12 protein-coding genes are annotated in these 16,673 nt (G+C 62.1%); all 12 read left to right on the forward strand.

All coding sequences use genetic code 11. The annotated features are described in order from the left end of the window. Positions 1-64: 64 nt before the first annotated feature. The 12 genes from ABIA48_RS00175 (at position 65) to ABIA48_RS00230 (ending at position 16,622) form a co-directional block, all read left to right on the forward strand. Positions 65-781, forward strand: a complete 717-nt coding sequence (locus tag ABIA48_RS00175) for a response regulator (protein WP_429486344.1) — start codon at positions 65-67, stop codon at positions 779-781. A gap of 5 nt (positions 782-786) precedes the next feature. Continuing rightward, positions 787-1,560 carry a substrate-binding periplasmic protein gene (locus tag ABIA48_RS00180; RefSeq protein ID WP_429486345.1) on the forward strand — a complete coding sequence of 258 codons (774 nt, stop codon included), beginning with the start codon at positions 787-789 and terminating at the stop codon, positions 1,558-1,560. After that, a complete protein-coding gene (locus tag ABIA48_RS00185; RefSeq protein WP_429486347.1) occupies positions 1,557-3,812 on the forward strand; it encodes an ATP-binding protein in 2,256 nt (751 codons plus the stop codon). Before ABIA48_RS00180 ends, ABIA48_RS00185 begins: the two co-directional genes overlap by 4 nt. A 208-nt stretch (positions 3,813-4,020) precedes the next feature. Then, on the forward strand, positions 4,021-5,445 hold the full coding sequence (locus ABIA48_RS00190; protein WP_429486349.1) for an amino acid permease: 1,425 nt from the start codon (positions 4,021-4,023) through the stop codon (positions 5,443-5,445). Positions 5,446-5,779: 334 nt separating this feature from the next. Continuing rightward, positions 5,780-6,571: an enoyl-CoA hydratase/isomerase family protein gene (locus tag ABIA48_RS00195; RefSeq protein WP_429486350.1), complete on the forward strand. Its 792-nt coding sequence runs from the start codon at positions 5,780-5,782 to the stop codon at positions 6,569-6,571. A 40-nt stretch (positions 6,572-6,611) separates the two neighbouring features. Further along, positions 6,612-7,772: an acyl-CoA dehydrogenase family protein gene (locus tag ABIA48_RS00200; RefSeq protein ID WP_429486351.1), complete on the forward strand. Its 1,161-nt coding sequence runs from the start codon at positions 6,612-6,614 to the stop codon at positions 7,770-7,772. Positions 7,773-7,790: 18 nt separating this feature from the next. Then, a complete protein-coding gene (locus tag ABIA48_RS00205; protein ID WP_429486353.1) occupies positions 7,791-9,890 on the forward strand; it encodes an acetate--CoA ligase family protein in 2,100 nt (699 codons plus the stop codon). A 10-nt stretch (positions 9,891-9,900) separates the two neighbouring features. Continuing rightward, positions 9,901-11,508, forward strand: a complete 1,608-nt coding sequence (locus ABIA48_RS00210) for a 5-guanidino-2-oxopentanoate decarboxylase (protein WP_429486354.1) — start codon at positions 9,901-9,903, stop codon at positions 11,506-11,508. 24 nt (positions 11,509-11,532) lie between these two features. After that, positions 11,533-12,723 carry a pyridoxal phosphate-dependent aminotransferase gene (locus tag ABIA48_RS00215; protein WP_429486355.1) on the forward strand — a complete coding sequence of 397 codons (1,191 nt, stop codon included), beginning with the start codon at positions 11,533-11,535 and terminating at the stop codon, positions 12,721-12,723. Beyond that, complete coding sequence (locus tag ABIA48_RS00220; RefSeq protein WP_429486356.1) at positions 12,716-14,131, forward strand: aldehyde dehydrogenase family protein; 1,416 nt, start codon at positions 12,716-12,718, stop codon at positions 14,129-14,131. The genes ABIA48_RS00215 and ABIA48_RS00220 overlap by 8 nt, the downstream gene beginning before the upstream one ends. Positions 14,132-14,218: 87 nt before the next feature. Beyond that, entirely contained in the window at positions 14,219-14,929 is a 711-nt protein-coding gene (locus ABIA48_RS00225; protein WP_429486358.1) for an NAD(P)H-dependent oxidoreductase, read from the forward strand. A 346-nt stretch (positions 14,930-15,275) separates the two neighbouring features. Further along, positions 15,276-16,622 (forward strand): outer membrane beta-barrel protein, encoded by a 1,347-nt coding sequence (locus ABIA48_RS00230; RefSeq protein ID WP_429486359.1) that lies wholly within the window; start codon positions 15,276-15,278, stop codon positions 16,620-16,622. Positions 16,623-16,673: the final 51 nt, after the last annotated feature.

The raw sequence follows: 16,673 nt of genomic DNA on the forward strand, positions 1-16,673 counted from the left end.
GCGCCAATGCAGGAAAACACTCTAATAAGAAACTGGCCTTCGGGCCTGAGCCGGACACCAAGCGATGACTCCTCGGGTACTGATCGTCGATGACGATCCGCTGATTCGCGATCTGCTGCACGCCTACCTGTCCCAGGAAGGCTACGACGTCCATTGCGCCGCCACCGCGGAACTGGCGGAAACCTTTCTGGCCAGCCAGACCGTGGACCTGGTGATGCTCGACATCCGCCTGCCGGGCAAGGACGGCCTGACCCTGACCCGCGAGCTGCGGGTGCGTTCGGAGGTCGGGATCATCCTGATCACCGGGCGCAACGATGAAATCGACCGCATCGTCGGCCTCGAATGCGGCGCCGATGACTACGTGATCAAACCCCTCAATCCAAGGGAACTGGTGTCCCGGGCGAAAAACCTGATTCGCCGGGTACGTCATGCGCAAATACCACAGCCGGCCGTTGCGGCGGCCAAACCGGTCAAGCAGTTCGCCGACTGGTCACTGGACACCGACCGCCGTCGCCTGATCGATCCGTCCGGCAATGAAACCCTGCTGACCCATGGCGAGTACCAGTTGCTCAGCGTGTTCCTGCGCAACAGCGGCCACACCCTCAGCCGCGACCAGTTGATGGACCAGATCCGCAACCGCGAGTGGGTGCCCAACGACCGCTCCATCGACGTTTTGGTCGGACGCCTGCGTCGCAAGTTGCACGACGATCCGGCCGAACCGCAGTTGATCATCACCATTCACGGTGCCGGCTACCTGTTCACTGCCTGCGTGGCGGCCTGAACCTGATGGCGCGATGGCTTTGTTGCCTGCTGGCGGTGCTGGCCGGCCATGCCGTCGCGGCGGACAAGGTTCGCTATTGCGATTACCCGGTGTACCCGCCAGTGTCCTGGAGCGATGGCAAACAGGTGCGCGGCCTGGCGCCGAACGTGGTGAAAAACCTGTTCGGCCAGTTGGGGTACGAGGTCGAGATGGTCGTGCTGGGCAACTGGAAACGCTGCCTGCTGGACGCCGCCGAAGGCCGGGTCGATGTGGTGCTGGCCTACAGCACCGCGCAACGGGAGCAGAGCATGCTGTTCTCGACGGTGCCGGTACTGCGTGAAGAAGTGGCGTTGTTCATCAACCGTCAACACCCGGTGAAATTCGAACAACTGGACGACCTGGCCCATTACCGCGGCGGCCTGTTGTTCGGCGAGAGCTACGGCGTGGAGTTCGATCGCATGGTCGCGCGCAACAACAATATCGAATGGGTTTCCGACAGCCACCAGAACTTCGGCAAGCTGATTCGCGGGCGCATCGACTTCATCACCCAGGAGCGCCGCACCGGCCAGTTGTACGTGGAAAACCTGCCCGGCGGCCAGGACATCGTCGCCTTGCCCAAAGCCTTGAGCGTGGACTATCTGCGGGTTGCCGTGTCGCGGCGCTCGCCCTTGGCCAAGCGCATGCCCGAGATCGATGCACAATTGCAGCGCATGGTCGATGCCGGCGACATCGAGCGCTGGCTCAATGAAAGCGAAGTGACCTACCGCGACATGATCCACCTGCCGGCGGATGCGCAATGATTCGTGCCCGGCCCGGTGGACTGTTGCGGCGCCTGTTGCTGTTCATTCTGCTGTTCAGCCTGTGCTTCACCGTGCTGGCCAGCAGCGTGCAACTGTACATCGAGTATCGACGGGAAATGCGCGACATCGATTCGCGCATGGAACTGATCCGCGCCGGTTATCTGGCCAGCCTGGAGCGCAGCCTCTGGGACTTGAACCAGGAACAGTTGAGCGTGCAGTTGCGCGGACTGGTGGACTTCTCCGACGTCGCGCGGGTGCATTTGACCAGCGCCGATTTCGATCTGGTACAAGGCAATCCAGATCCCACGGGACCACTGCGTATCGAGCGTTTTGCCCTGGACTATCAGCCGCCATCCGGCCCTTTGCGCAACCTTGGCGAGCTGGAGGTCAGCACGGATCTGGGGGCGGTGTACCAGCGTCTCTACGCTACCGGTTTGACCAGCCTGTTGTGGATGGCGGTGTTTCTATGCGGTCTGGCCGTTGCCTTGTCGGGCTTGTTTTATCGACTGGTGACCCGGCACCTGAAAGTCATGGCCGAGTTTGCCCGGCGCATCGCCGCCGGTGAATGGCAGGAACCCTTGCACCTGGACAAGCGCCGCGGCAGTGACGAAATCGACACGGTGGCCCACGCCCTGGACGACATGCGCCGGGCGATCCTGCACGACATCGAGCGCCGGGAAACCGATCGCCTGGCCTTGCAGGACAACCGTGATGAATTGCTGAAAATGGTCGGGCGCCGCACCGCCAGCCTGATGCGCGCCAAGGATGAGGCGGAGGCGGCCAACCTCGCCAAGTCGAGGTTTCTGGCGACCATGAGCCATGAACTGCGCACGCCCCTCAATGGCATCCTCGGCATGGCCGAATTGCTGCGCGGTGCGGGCCTGGATGCGCAGGACGGCAAGCGCCTGGATGCTTTGTACAAGGCTGGCGAAGGCTTGCTGACGATCCTCAATGAAGTGCTGTACTTCGCCAAACTGGAGGAGGGCGTCAGCCACCCTGAACCGGTGGATTTCTCGCTGCGCCAATTACTTGATGAAGTCCTGACACTGTTGGAACCGCGAGCGCTGAGTAACGACACGATCCTGAGTTGCCGGGTCGATCAGCGGGTTGCCGAGCATCACCACGGCGCCGAACAGTTCCTTCGTCAAGTGCTGAGCAACCTGTTGGCCAACGCAATCAAGTTCACCGAAGGCGGTGAGGTGAGCGTCGAGGTGGCACTTCTCAGCGAAACGGGCGAACAGCCGGGGCAGCGCCTGCGGGTCAGTGTCACTGACGACGGCATCGGTATTGCCCCCGCAATGCAGGCGAAGATTTTCGAGCGTTTCACCCAGGCCAGCGAAGAAGTGGCGCAGCGTTTTGGCGGTACGGGGTTGGGGTTGGCGATCTGCAAACACCTGGTGGAGCAGATGGGCGGCTGCATCGGCGTGGACAGTGAAGTGGGGCGCGGCAGTTGCTTCTGGTTCGAGCTGTCCTTGCAGCCGGCCAGCGGCGTGGCTGAAGTTGAGCCGGTTCGGGCGGTGGGGCCGGCACTGAACATCCTGGTGGTCGAAGACGTGGCGCTCAACCGCGAAGTGGCCAAGGGTTTGCTGCAACGGGACGGTCACCGGGTATGGCTGGCCGAAGACGCGGAGCAGGCGCTGGAACTTTGCGCGGCGAAGGCTTTCGATCTGCTGTTGCTGGACGTGCATCTGCCGGGCATCAGCGGCGTCGAGTTGTGCCGACAGATCCGCAACATCGACGGGCCGAATCGCCACACCCGTATCTTCGCCCTGACCGCCAGCGTGCAGCCGGCGCTGGTGCGCGGTTATCTGGAGGCCGGCATGGACGGTGTCCTGGCCAAGCCCTTGAAGCTGGAAAACCTGCGCCAGGTGCTGGAAGGGCATGCGTCCGTCGCCGAGTCGCTTCTGAGCGATGAGACAATGGATTGGCCGTTGTTGCAGACGCATCGCAACCTGCTCGGCGAGCAAAAGGTCCAGAGTCTGCTGGCAGTGCTGCGCGACTCGATCCTGCAGCACCGCGATGCGTTGAATGAAGCCATTGCCGCCGACGACTGCACCGAGGTCGCACAACTGGCGCACCGTTTGGCCGGTAGCTGCGATTCGCTGGGTTTTCGCTCACTGGCCACGACGCTCAGGGCTCTGGAGACGTTGGCCATGGGCAGCGATGAATCGGCGATCCGCCACATGAACCCCGCGCTGGATGAGCAATTGCAACACGCGCTGCAGACCCTCAAAGGCCTGTTGCAGAGCTGACGTACAAGTTTGTTACGACTTTTTACAACTTCGATCCTTACGGTCAACGCGAACTTACATGGCTTTCCAATAATCGACGCAACCGCCGCAGCGCGGTCTTCGAAGCTTATTGGAGATAATAATAATGAATTGCCGCAAAGCTGATCCCTCCCTGCGCCGTGACGTCCTGTCGCGCGCTGTTCACCTCATCGACTGCTGAGGTGCCGACATGAACGAAAACACTGATCGCAGCACTGATCATAAAGGCATCCAGCTGACCCGTGCCCTCAAGAGCCGGCACATTTTCATGTTGTCCCTGGGCGGCGTCATTGGCACCGGGTTGTTCATGGGCTCCGGCGTGACCATCAACCAGGGCGGGCCGGTCGGGGCGATTCTGGCTTACCTGGTCGCGGGTTTCCTGATGTACCTGGTGATGGTCTGCCTGGGTGAACTGTCGGTGCAGATGCCGGTGTCCGGTTCGTTCCAGACCCACGCCACCAAATACATCGGCCCGGCCACCGGGTTCATGATCGGCTGGGTGTACTGGATGAGCTGGGCCACCACTGTCGGTTTGGAATTCACTGCGGCCGGCATACTGATGACCCGTTGGTTCCCGACGGTGCCGATCTGGTACTGGTCGGCACTGTTCGTGGTGGTGCTGTTCGGTATCAATGCCCTGGCGACCCGCGCTTTCGGTGAAGCGGAATACTGGTTCTCGGGGATCAAGGTCGCGGCGATTCTCGGTTTCATCGTGGTTGGCGTGCTGGTGATTTTCGGCGTAATGCCCCTGAGCAGTGGTGCACCCGCGCCGATGATGACCAACCTGATCGGTGATTCGCTGTTCCCCAACGGCCTGTCGGCGGTGTTCGCGGTGATGATGACCGTGGTCTACGCGTTCCAGGGTTGCGAGATCATGGGCGTGGCCGCCGGTGAAACCGATCAACCGGAAAAAAGCATTCCCCGCGCCGTACGCAACGTGGTGTTCCGCGTGCTGATTTTCTACGTACTGGCGATTGTCGTGCTGTCGGCCATCGTGCCATGGCAGCAGGCGGGTTTGATGGAAAGCCCGTTCGTGCAGGTGTTCGACATGGTTGGCATTCCCTACGCTGCCGACCTGATGAACTTCGTGATCCTCACCGCGATCCTGTCGGTGGGCAACTCCGGCCTGTATGCCTCGACACGCATTCTGTGGGCGATGTCAAAAACCGGTATGGCGCCGAAAAGTCTTTCGCCATTGAGCAAGCGTGGCGTGCCATTGCGCGCCTTGAGCATCACCTTGTGCTTCGCGCTGGTGTCGCTGTTGACCAGTTTCATCGCCGCCGACACCTTGTTCATGGTGCTGATGGCGGTGAGCGGCATGTCCGGCACCGTGACCTGGATTGTCATCGCACTGGCGCAATACAAGTTCCGCAAGGCCTATGTGCGTGACGGCGGCAAACTCAGCGACCTGAAATACCGTGCGCCGTGGTTCCCGGTATTGCCGCTGATGTGCATCACGCTGTGCTGCTCGTTGTTCGTGTTCCTGGCCCTGGATGAAACCCAGCGTCCGTCGCTGTATTGGGGCTTTGGATTCGTTGCACTGTGCTATGGCGCGTACTTCCTGATTCATCGCAAGCGTCAGGGCGTGTTGGCACCGAGCTTGCCGACTGCCTGATCCCTTGAACTAAACACGTCCCCCCTGTGGGAGCGGGCTTGCTCGCGAAAGCGGAGTGTCAGTCACCATCAATGTTGACTGACAGGGCCTCTTCGCGAGCAAGCCCGCTCCCACAGTTGTTTTGTGGTGGGCGTAGGCAGTTGTTCGAAGTTGTAACAGCGACAGAGTCCAATGTCCGCCAATCAAAAATAAACTCAATAAAACCAATGTGTTATCGATTTTTTCAGGCTGTTACAGCCCATCTTGTCTGCCGATTGCCGTCTTACTGAACACTCGTTTAGTATGGCCTCAAGTCGCATCACCTCAGACCCATCACAATAATTCGAGGATACCCATGACCACTCAATCGTCGCTGCTTAGCCAGGTCGAAGCAGGCGTTGCCTGGATCACCCTCAATCGCACTGCCCAGCGCAATGCGCTGGACGTTCCGACGCTGAAAAACCTGCACGCCTTGCTCGACGGTTTCAATGCCGATCCAGCGGTGCGTGTGGTGGTATTGACGGGCAGTGGCCGCAGCTTCTGCGCTGGCGCCGACCTCGACGAATGGGCCGATGCCGAAGCCCGGGGCGCGCTGGAAACCTACGGCTGGACCGAAACCGCCCACGCCCTGATGACCCGCCTGCACAGTCTGGAAAAACCGACCATCGCCGCCATCAATGGCACCGCCGTCGGCGCCGGGATGGACCTGACCCTGTGCTGCGACCTGCGTATCGCCGGGCAATCGGCGCGTTTCAAGGCCGGCTACACCAGCATGGCGTACTCGCCGGATGCCGGCGCCAGTTGGCACCTGCCACGCCTGATCGGCAGCGAACAGGCCAAGCGCCTGCTGTTCCTCGATGAACTGTGGAGTGCTGACCGTGCCCTCGACGCCGGCCTGGTCGGCGATGTCTGTGCCGACGATCAGTTGCTGACGGTCACCAGCGAACTGGCTGCACGCCTGGCCGCCGGGCCGACCTTCGCCTTCGCCCAGACCAAAAAACTCATGCGCGAAGGTGCCGAACGCAGCCTGCCCGAACAACTGCAGGCCGAGCTCGCCGCCGGCCTGTTGTGCGGTCGCAGCGAAGACGGCAACGAAGCCCTGCGCGCCGCCATGGAAAAACGTCCGGCGCGTTTCGTCGGCCGTTGATTCCCACACTTCTTTCAGTACACGAACAACAGGTAGCAGCATGAATTTCCAACTGACCCAAGAACAAGAAATGTTGGTGGACTCGGTACGCAGCTTCGTCGAGAAGGAACTGCTGCCCTATGAAGAGCAAGTCGACCGCGCCGACGAGGTCTCCCCGGAACTGGCGGCGCAGATTCGCGGCAAGGCGATTGCCGCCGGCTTCTACGCCTTCAACATGCCCGAAGAAGTGGGCGGCGGTGGCCTGGATTACCTGTCCCAGGCGCTGATCGAACGTGAGCTGTCGAAGGTGTCCTGGGCGCTGCACGTGTTTGTCGCGCGGCCGTCGAAAATCCTCATGGCCTGCACTGGCGACCAGATCAACGACTACCTGTTGCCGTGCATCCAGGGCGAGAAAATCGACTGCTTCGCCCTGACCGAACCGGGTGCCGGTTCCGATGCCAATGCGATCAAGACCCGCGCTGTGCGTGAAGGCGACGACTTCATTCTCAACGGCAGCAAGCATTTCATCAGTCACGCCGGGCATGCCGATTTCGCCATCGTCTTCGCCGTGACTGACACCTACGAACACAACGGCAAAAAGCGTAACGCCGTGACCTCGTTCCTGGTCGACCGTAACACCCCGGGCATGACCATTCGCCGTGGGCCCAAGTGCGTGAGCAACCGTGGTTACCACACCTTCGAGATGTTCTTCGACGACTGCCGAGTGCCGGCCAGCAAAGTGCTGGGCGAAGTCGGCAAAGGCTGGGATGTGGCCAACGCCTGGCTGACTGCCGGGCGGGTGATGGTCGCGGCCAACTGCGTCGGTCAGGCCCAGCGCGCACTGGACGTGTCGTTGCAATGGGCGGCGGACCGCAAGCAATTCGGCCAGCCCATCGGCACCTACCAGGGCGTGTCGTTCAAATTGGCCGACATGGCCACGCAAATCCGCGCCGCCGAACTGCTGACCCTGCACACCGCCTGGAAAATGGACCAGGGCAGCATGACCGATGGCGAGGCCGGCATGGCCAAGCTGTTCGCCAGTGAAGTGCTCGGCCGTACCGCCGATGAAGCGGTACAGATTTTCGGCGGCATGGGCCTGATGGACGAAGGTCCGGTGGAGCGCATCTGGCGTAACGCACGGATCGAACGGATCTGGGAAGGCACTTCGGAAATCCAGCGCCACATCATTTCCCGCGAACTGCTGCGGCCGCTGCTGCGCTGATCGTACCGGAGAACAAGCATGTCCCAGAAAATTCGTGACAACCTCAAACGTATGCTTGCGCCGCAGCACGTCGCGTTTGTCGGTGGCCGCAGCATGGCGCGCGCCCTCAAGCGTTGTGCCGAAGGTGGCTACCAAGGGCAAATGTGGCTGGTCAATCCACAGCACGACAGCCTCGAAGGTGTACCGTGCGTGCGCAGCGTTGCCGAGCTGCCTTGCGGCCCGGACGCCGTGTTCATCGCCACCAACCGCGAACTGACGCTGACCTGCGTGGCCGAACTGGCCGCCATCGGCGCCGGCGGGGCGATCTGCTACGCCTCGGGTTTCGCCGAAACCGGTGCCGAAGGCCAGGCCCTGCAACAGCAATTGCTCAAGGCCGCTGGCGACATGGCCTTGCTCGGCCCCAACTGCTACGGCCTGCTCGACTACCTGCACAGCTCCGCGCTGTGGCCGGTGGCCCACGGCGGCAAAGCGGTGGAGAAGGGCGTGGCGGTGCTGACCCAGAGCGGTAACTTCGCCTACAACCTGTCCATGAGCGACCGTTCGCTGCCAGTGGCCTACATGGCTTCGGTCGGCAATCAGGCGCAACTGGGCGTGGCTGAATTGATGGACGTGCTGCTCGACGAGCCGCGGGTCACCGCCATCGGCCTGCACCTTGAAGGTCTGAAAAACGTCCCGGGTTTCGCCCGCGCCGCACATAAGGCACTGGAGAAGGGCATCCCGATCATTGCCCTGAAAACCGGCGTGTCGCAGATCGGCGCCGAACTGGCCTTGAGTCACACCAGTTCGCTGTCCGGCTCCGATGCGCTGTACGACGCGCTGTTCGACCGTCTCGGCGTGATCCGCGTCAGCGGCCCGGTGAGTTTTGTCGAAACCCTCAAGGCCGCAGCCTGCGGCAACCTGCCAGCGGGTAACAGCCTGATCGCGCTGGCCTGTTCCGGCGGCGACGCAGGGTTGATTGCCGACTACGCCGAACGCAACGACCTGGGCCTGCCGAAACTCGATCAAGGACAGGTCGGCGAACTAGCGCAAGTGCTGCCGAGCTACGCCAACCTGGTCAACCCACTGGATTTCACCACGGCCATCTGGGGCGACGGCGAAGCCTTGAACCGCATGCTCGACAGCTCCCTGCGCACCGAAGCCGACGCGGCGATGCTGGTGCTCGACTACCCGTCGGAGTTCACCGGCGAGCGCAAGGAATGTGACCTGCTGCTCGAGCTGTACTGCGCGGCACTGCAACGTCACGGCAAGACCGGTTTTGTCACTTCGGCGTTCCCCGAGTTGCTGCCGGCCCATGCCCGTGAGCGTCTGCACGCGCAAGGCGTCGCGGCCTTGCAGGGCGTTGAAGACGGGTTGGCCGCGTGGGGCCGCATCGCCGGTTATCAACGCAATCGCCAGGCCTTGCTGGCTTTGGGCGAATCGGCACTGGTGCCGCTGTGCCCGCACGCGCTGGAAGGTGAGGGGCGCTTGCTCAACGAATGGGATTCCAAACAGGCGTTGAAAGCCTTTGGCCTGCCGACGCCAAACGGCGTATTGAGCACCCCGGAACAAGCCCTGAAGGATGCCGAGTCACTGGGCTATCCGCTGGTCTTGAAAGCCGTCAGCGCACAGCTGCCGCACAAGACCGAGGCCGGTGCCGTGGCGCTGAACCTCAAGGATGGCGCGGCGTTGAGCGCTGCACTGGAGAAGATGCGCGCCAGCATTGCCGCTTACGCTCCGGGCGTAGCCTTCGATCAACTGTTGCTGGAGCCAATGGCCAAACCGCCACTGGCCGAACTGATTGTCGGCATCAAGCGCGAAAACGATTTCGGCCTCGCGCTGGTGATCGGTGCCGGCGGCATTCTGGTGGAATTGCTCAAGGACAGTCGCAGCCTGTTGCTGCCAACCACCGACGGCGCCATCCGCAATGCCTTGCTCAGCCTGCGCAGCGCGCCGTTGCTGCAAGGTTTCCGTGGTCGCGAGTCTGCAGACCTCGACGCCTTGGTGACGGCGATCCGCGCTGTGGCCGACTACGCCTGCGAAAACGCCGGGCAATTGCTGGAACTCGATGTGAACCCATTGTTGGTCGGTGCCCAAGGCACGACTGCGGTCGATGCGTTGATTCGCCTCGGCCACGAGTGAGGACATGAACATGCAAAGCAAAACCTTGACCGGCGGCCAGGCCCTGGTGCGTCTGTTGGCCAATTACGGCGTCGATACCGTGTTCGGCATCCCCGGCGTGCACACCCTGGAGCTGTATCGCGGCTTGCCCGGCAGTGGCATCCGCCACGTCTTGACCCGCCATGAGCAGGGCGCCAGTTTCATGGCCGACGGCTATGCCCGGGTCAGCGGCAAACCCGGCGTGTGCTTCGTCATCACCGGCCCCGGCGTGACCAACGCCGCCACTGGTATCGGCCAGGCTTATGCCGATTCGATTCCGATGCTGGTGATTTCCAGCGTCAACCACAGCGCCAGCCTCGGCAAGGGCTGGGGCAGTCTGCACGAGTGTCAGGATCAGCGTGCGATGACGGCGCCGATCACCGCGTTCTCCGCCGTGGCGCTGACCGCTGAAGATCTGCCGGAACTGGTCGCCCGTGCCTACGCGGTGTTCGACAGCGAGCGCCCGCGTCCGGTGCACATCTCGGTGCCGCTGGATGTGTTGGCGGCGCCGATTGCCCGTGACTGGAGCAACGACGTGGTGCGTCGTCCGGGTCGTGGTCCGGCATCTGCCAATGTGCTGGATCAAGCCGTGGCCAAGCTCAACGGTGCGAAACGACCGATGATCATCGCCGGTGGTGGTGCGTTGAATGCCACTTCAGAACTGCAAGCCATCAGCACCCGGCTCGCTGCGCCACTGTTCACCAGCGTCGCCGGCAAGGGTCTGCTGCCACCGGATGCGCCGCTCAATGCCGGTTCCTCCCTGTGTGTGGAACCGGGCTGGAACCTGATCGCCGAGGCCGACGTGGTGCTGGCGGTCGGCACCGAAATGGCCGACACCGACTTCTGGCGCGAACGCCTGCCACTCACCGCAGAACTGCTGCGGGTGGATATCGACCCACGCAAATTCAACGACTTCTACCCCTGCGCGGTGGCGTTGCATGGCGATGCACAACAAACCCTCAGTGGTTTGCTTGAGCGCTTGCCGTCCGACGTGCGCGACGCCAGCGCTGCGGTTGCCTCGGTCGCCGCACTGCGTGAAGCGATCAAGGCCAGCCACGGCCCGTTGCAGTCCATCCATCAATCGATTCTCGAGCGTATTGCTGCGGAGCTGCCGGAAAACGCCTTCATCAGCACCGACATGACCCAACTGGCCTACACCGGCAACTACGCCTTTGACAGCCTGGCCATCCGTAGCTGGCTGCACCCGACCGGCTACGGCACCTTGGGTTACGGCCTGCCGGCCGGGATCGGCGCCAAGTTCGGCGCGCCGCAGCGGCCCGGCCTGGTGCTGGTGGGCGACGGTGGTTTCCTCTACACCGCCCAGGAACTGGCGACCGCCGTCGAAGAGCTGGACAGCCCGCTGGTGGTGCTCTTGTGGAACAACGATGCGCTGGGGCAAATCCGCGACGACATGCTCGGCCTGGACATCGAGCCCATCGGTGTATTGCCGCGCAACCCGGACTTCGCCGCCCTCGGTCGTGCGTTCGGCTGCACCGTGACGCAGCCGCAAAACCTGACGGAGTTGCAGGCTGACTTGCGCCACGGCTTCAAGCGCAACGGCGTGACCCTGATCGAACTCAAGCACGCCTGTGCGCACTGATCTGTATTTTAAGGGGATAGGCCCATGCGCTTTTCCGATCTGACTCAACGAATCGCCGGTGATGGCGCTGCCGCCTGGGATATTCATTACCGTGCGCTAGCCTTGCGCGAGCAAGGCGCAGACATTCTGCTGTTGTCCGTGGGCGACCCGGATTTCGACACGCCACAGCCTATCGTGCAGGGCGCCATCGACAGCCTGCTGAACGGCAACACTCACTATGCCGAGGTGCGCGGCAAGCGTGCCCTGCGTGAAGCCATCGCCAAGCGTCATCAACAACGCAGTGGCCAAAGCGTTTCGGCCGATCAGGTCACCGTGCTGGCCGGGGCGCAATGTGCGCTGTTCAGCGTCGCCCAATGCGTGCTGAACCCGGGTGACGAAGTGATCGTCGCCGAACCGATGTACGTCACCTACGAAGCGGTATTCGGTGCCTGCGGCGCCGTGGTGGTGCCAGTGCCGGTGCGCTCGGAGAACGGCTTCCGCGTACTGCCTGAAGACGTCGCCGCGCGTATCACCCCACGTACCCGTGCCTTGGCGCTGAACAGCCCGCACAACCCGTCAGGCGCGAGTCTGCCGCGCAGCACGTGGGCCGCTTTGGCCGAGTTGTGCATCGCCCACGACCTGTGGCTGATTTCCGACGAGGTCTACAGCGAGTTGCTGTTCGAAGGTGAACACGTCAGCCCGGCGAGTCTGCCGGGCATGGCCGAACGCACGGCGACCCTCAACAGCCTGTCGAAATCCCACGCCATGACCGGATGGCGCGTGGGCTGGGTGGTGGCGCCGCCATCGCTGGCCGCGCACCTGGAAAACCTCGCGCTGTGCATGCTCTACGGCTCGCCGGATTTCATTCAGGACGCTGCGGTCATCGCGCTGGAAAGCAACCTGCCGGAACTGGAAGCCATGCGTGAAGCCTATCGCCAGCGTCGCGATCTGGTGTGCGACAGCCTGGCCGATTGCCCCGGCGTGCGGGCGTTGAAACCCGATGGCGGCATGTTCGTGATGCTCGATATCCGCCAGACCGGGCTCAGCGCCCAGGCCTTTGCCGACCGTTTGCTGGATCGCCACGGCGTGTCGGTACTGGCCGGCGAGGCCTTTGGTCCGAGTGCGGCGGGGCATATTCGACTCGGTCTGGTGGTCGGTGCTGAACCGCTGCGCGATGCCTGCCAGCGGATTGCCCGCTGTGCCCGAGAACTGATGGAGGCTCAGGTTAATGCTTAATCACAACGCACTGTTTATTGATGGGCGCTGGCAAAAGCCGTCGGGACAAGGGATCGCCGAGGTGATCAACCCGGCCACCGAGCAAGTGTGCGGCAGCGTTCCGCTGGGTGATGAACTCGATGTCGAAAACGCCGTGGCGGCGGCTCGCCGGGCCTTCGCTTCATGGTCGCGCACGCCGTCCAGCGTACGTGCCGGTTATATCCGTGCACTGGCCGTTCAACTGCGCAATCGTGCCGATGAGATGGCCGCGGTCATCACCACTGAACTGGGCATGCCGGTGCAATGGTGCCGCTCGGTGCAGGTCGACGGGCCGATCACTGGCCTTGAGCAGTACGTCGAACTGGCCGGGCTGATGGACGAAGTGCGCGAAATCGGCAATTCGCTGGTGATTCGCGAGGCCGTGGGTGTTTGCGCATTCATCAATCCGTGGAATTACCCGCTGCACCAGTTGATCGGCAAACTCGCCCCGGCCCTGGCCACCGGTTGCACCGTGGTGGTCAAGCCGAGCCAGGAAACCCCGCTGCATGCCTTCCTGTTGGCGCAAATGATCGAGGACATCGGTTTGCCTGCCGGGGTGTTCAATCTGGTCAGCGGGCCGGGTTCGAAAGTCGGCGAAGCGCTGGCCAAGCATCCGGACGTGGACATGGTGTCGTTCACCGGCTCCACCGGCGCCGGAGTGCGGGTCGCACAAGCGGCGGCACCTTCAGTCAAGCGCGTATGCCTGGAACTGGGTGGCAAGTCGCCGCTGCTGATCGCCGAGGATGCGGATCTGGACGCGGCTGTGCGCTACGGCGTGCAGGACGTGATAATCAACTCCGGTCAGACCTGCACCGCGTTGACCCGCATGCTGCTGCCGGCCAGCCGTTATGCCGAAGCCGTGGAAATCGCCCTGCAAGAGACCCTGAGCCTGCGCATGGGCGATCCCCTGGACCCGCAAAGCTTTCTCGGCCCGATGTGTTCGGCTGGGCAAAAACGCACCGTGCTCGATTACATCAAGGTCGGCCAACAGGAAGGCGCACGGCTGCTGTGCGGCGGTGACACGCCGCCGGCATTCGAGCGCGGCTTCTATGTCAGCCCGACGCTGTTCGCCGATGTCGATAACCGCATGCGCATCGCCCAGGAAGAAATCTTCGGCCCGGTGTTGTGCCTGATTCCCTACACCGACGAGGCGCAAGCGGTGCAGATCGCCAATGACTCGCCGTTCGGCCTGTCCAGCGGCGTCTGGGCCGGTAGCGCCGAACGCGCCTTGCAGCTGGGGCGTCAGCTGCGTGCCGGTCAGTGCTTCCTCAATGGCGCGGCGTTCAATTATCAGGCGCCGTTCGGTGGCTACAAACAGTCGGGTAACGGTCGCGAATGGGGTGAGGAGGGGCTGAACGAGTTCGTCGAAGTGAAGGCGATCCAGGTGTGACGGTTGGCGACTCAAACTGTTCATCACCCACGATGTTGCTAGTCCACACCTTCAACCGATACGCTGGAAAAAGTCTAAGGAACCACCATGAAAGTACTGATCGTCCACGCTCACCCGGAGCCGCAATCCTTCACCGCCGCCCTGCGCGACCAGGCTGTCGCCACCCTTGAAGCCCAGGGCCACGAAGTGCAGGTCAGCGACCTGTACAAAATGAACTGGAACCCGGTGGCCAGCGACGCCGACTTCTCGAATCGGGAAAACCCCGAGTACCTGGTCTATGCCCTGGAACAACGCCTGGGCGTGAAGAGCCAATCGCTGGCGGCGGACATCCAGGCCGAACTGGACAAGCTGCTGTGGGCCGACCTGTTGATCCTCAACTTCCCGATCTTCTGGTTCTCCACCCCGGCCATGCTCAAGGGCTGGATTGATCGGGTGCTGGTCTCGGGCATCTGCTACGGCGGCAAACGCTTCTACGATCAGGGTGGATTGGCCGGCAAGAAAGCGCTGGTGACAGTGACCCTGGGCGGGCGTGAACACATGTTCGGTGAGGGCGCGATTCACGGCCCGCTGGAGGACATGCTGCGCCCGATCCTGCGCGGAACCCTGGCTTACGTCGGGTTTGATGTGCTGGAACCGTTTGTGGCCTGGCATGTGCCGTACATCAGCGAAGAGGCGCGCCAGCAATTTCTGGTTGATTACGGCCAGCGCCTGCAACACCTGAGTGATGACCAGCCTCTGGTGTTTCCGAAGTTGTCGCAGTTCGATGACAAGCTCTATCCCCTGACACCCAATGCCTGACTGAACACCACCCCCCCCTGTGGGAGCGGGCTTGCTCGCGAAGGCGGTGTGTCAGTCGCCAGTTGAGTCAACTGACAGACCCTCTTCGCGAGCAAGCCCGCTCCCACCGTTTGATCTTCAGTGCGTTCGAATCCCCGCGCCATTGTTCTGAATACGCAAACACTGATGTCGCCGAGAATGGAATTGTTGGTGCAGTGGTGGACTTGTAGCCTCCATTACGCCGAACACCACGATCTGCCTACGATCGAGTGGAGCCCGGGCCAGGGCTCATCAAGACGTCATACCTTGTTTTCGGCCTCATGCCCCTTCGGGGGATTGGCGCCTAATAAAAATAAGGAAGGCAGGTATGAGTATTCGTGCATGGGTTTGCGCAGCAACCCTGTTCGCGCCCGTTCTGGGTGCAGACGTCATGTTCCCCTCCATGGCTTGCGCCGCGGACGATCCGATGGGTTCGCTGGTGCGCAGTGTGTTCGGCGACAGTCTTGAGCGTGAACACGGCATCAAGATCTACGGCTGGGGCCAGGTGGGTGTGAGCTACAACAACAACGGCACGGATGACGTCAGCAAACAAAGCTTCTTCACTACCGATGAAGGCTTCAACCTCAACCAGTTCGCCCTGGCCGTGGAGAAAAAACCCAAGAGCAATGTGGTCGGTCGTGTCGGACCGTTTCCCGGGCCGATGCCGCAAGAAGCTGACTGGGGTTTCAACGTCACGGCGCTGTACGGCAAGGACGCGCGCTTCTTCAAGACCTACGGCTGGGATGAAGACCTGAGCGTCAACCGCAACAACAAGGCCGAAGATCCGGCGTTGACCATTGCCCAGGCGTACGCTGATTTTTACTTTCCGGTGCTCGGCGGTTCGGATCTGATGATCGGGATATTCCACACGCCGTTGGAAAACGAAATCGGCTTCGCCTTGCCATCCCCGGCACCCACTGATTTCTACTCGCACACCTATTCATTCATGCACGGCCCGGCCAAGCATGCCGGCGCACTGTACTCGTTCAAACTGCCTTCGAAACCGGGCGAAAGCATGCTCGGCTTCGAACTGGGCGTGGTCCAGGGCTGGAACAACCTGCAGGATCCCAATCACTCGCCGGACGCGATCGCCAACGTACGTTGGCGTTCGGCGGACTTCGGCACCTGGATCGACTGGGAAAACATCTACGGCAATGGCGCTGGCGACAGTTTCGCCGAATGCAGTTGTGGCTCGCCGCTGCCGGCGGGCACCAAGGATGACGACTTCAAGCGCCTGGCGTCTTTTCTGACCCTTTCGCAAGTCATCGATCCAAACAACCGCGTGGCGCTGGAGTTGAACTACGGCAAGCAGGAGCAGGGTGCGTTCGCCGGGTTTGCCAACAAAAAAGACGCCACCTGGTATGGCACGGACATCAACTGGTACCACAAGCTCAGCGAAAACCTGATGTGGAACAGTCGCGCCGAGTGGTTCTACACCGACGCCCCGGTCCACGTGATGATGGCCAACATCGACCCGCACACCGGCATTCCCGATCCAACCTGGGGCAGTTTCTACGGTGTCACCACTAACCTGGCCTGGACACCGACACCCAACGTGCGCCTGCGCCCGGAACTGCGCTACGACATCCATTCTGGCCCCGGCCGCGATGCCTATGCCGACGGCGAAAAGGATTCGCAAGTGGTTGCGTCATTCGACGTCAGTTTCTTCTTCTAAACGGATTCCCTGCTTTACCCCTGACCCTGCGTGATGGCCCGGCCACACGTG

The organism is Pseudomonas sp. S30_BP2TU TE3576 (genome assembly GCF_050436025.1).
Classification (GTDB): Bacteria; Pseudomonadota; Gammaproteobacteria; order Pseudomonadales; family Pseudomonadaceae; genus Aquipseudomonas.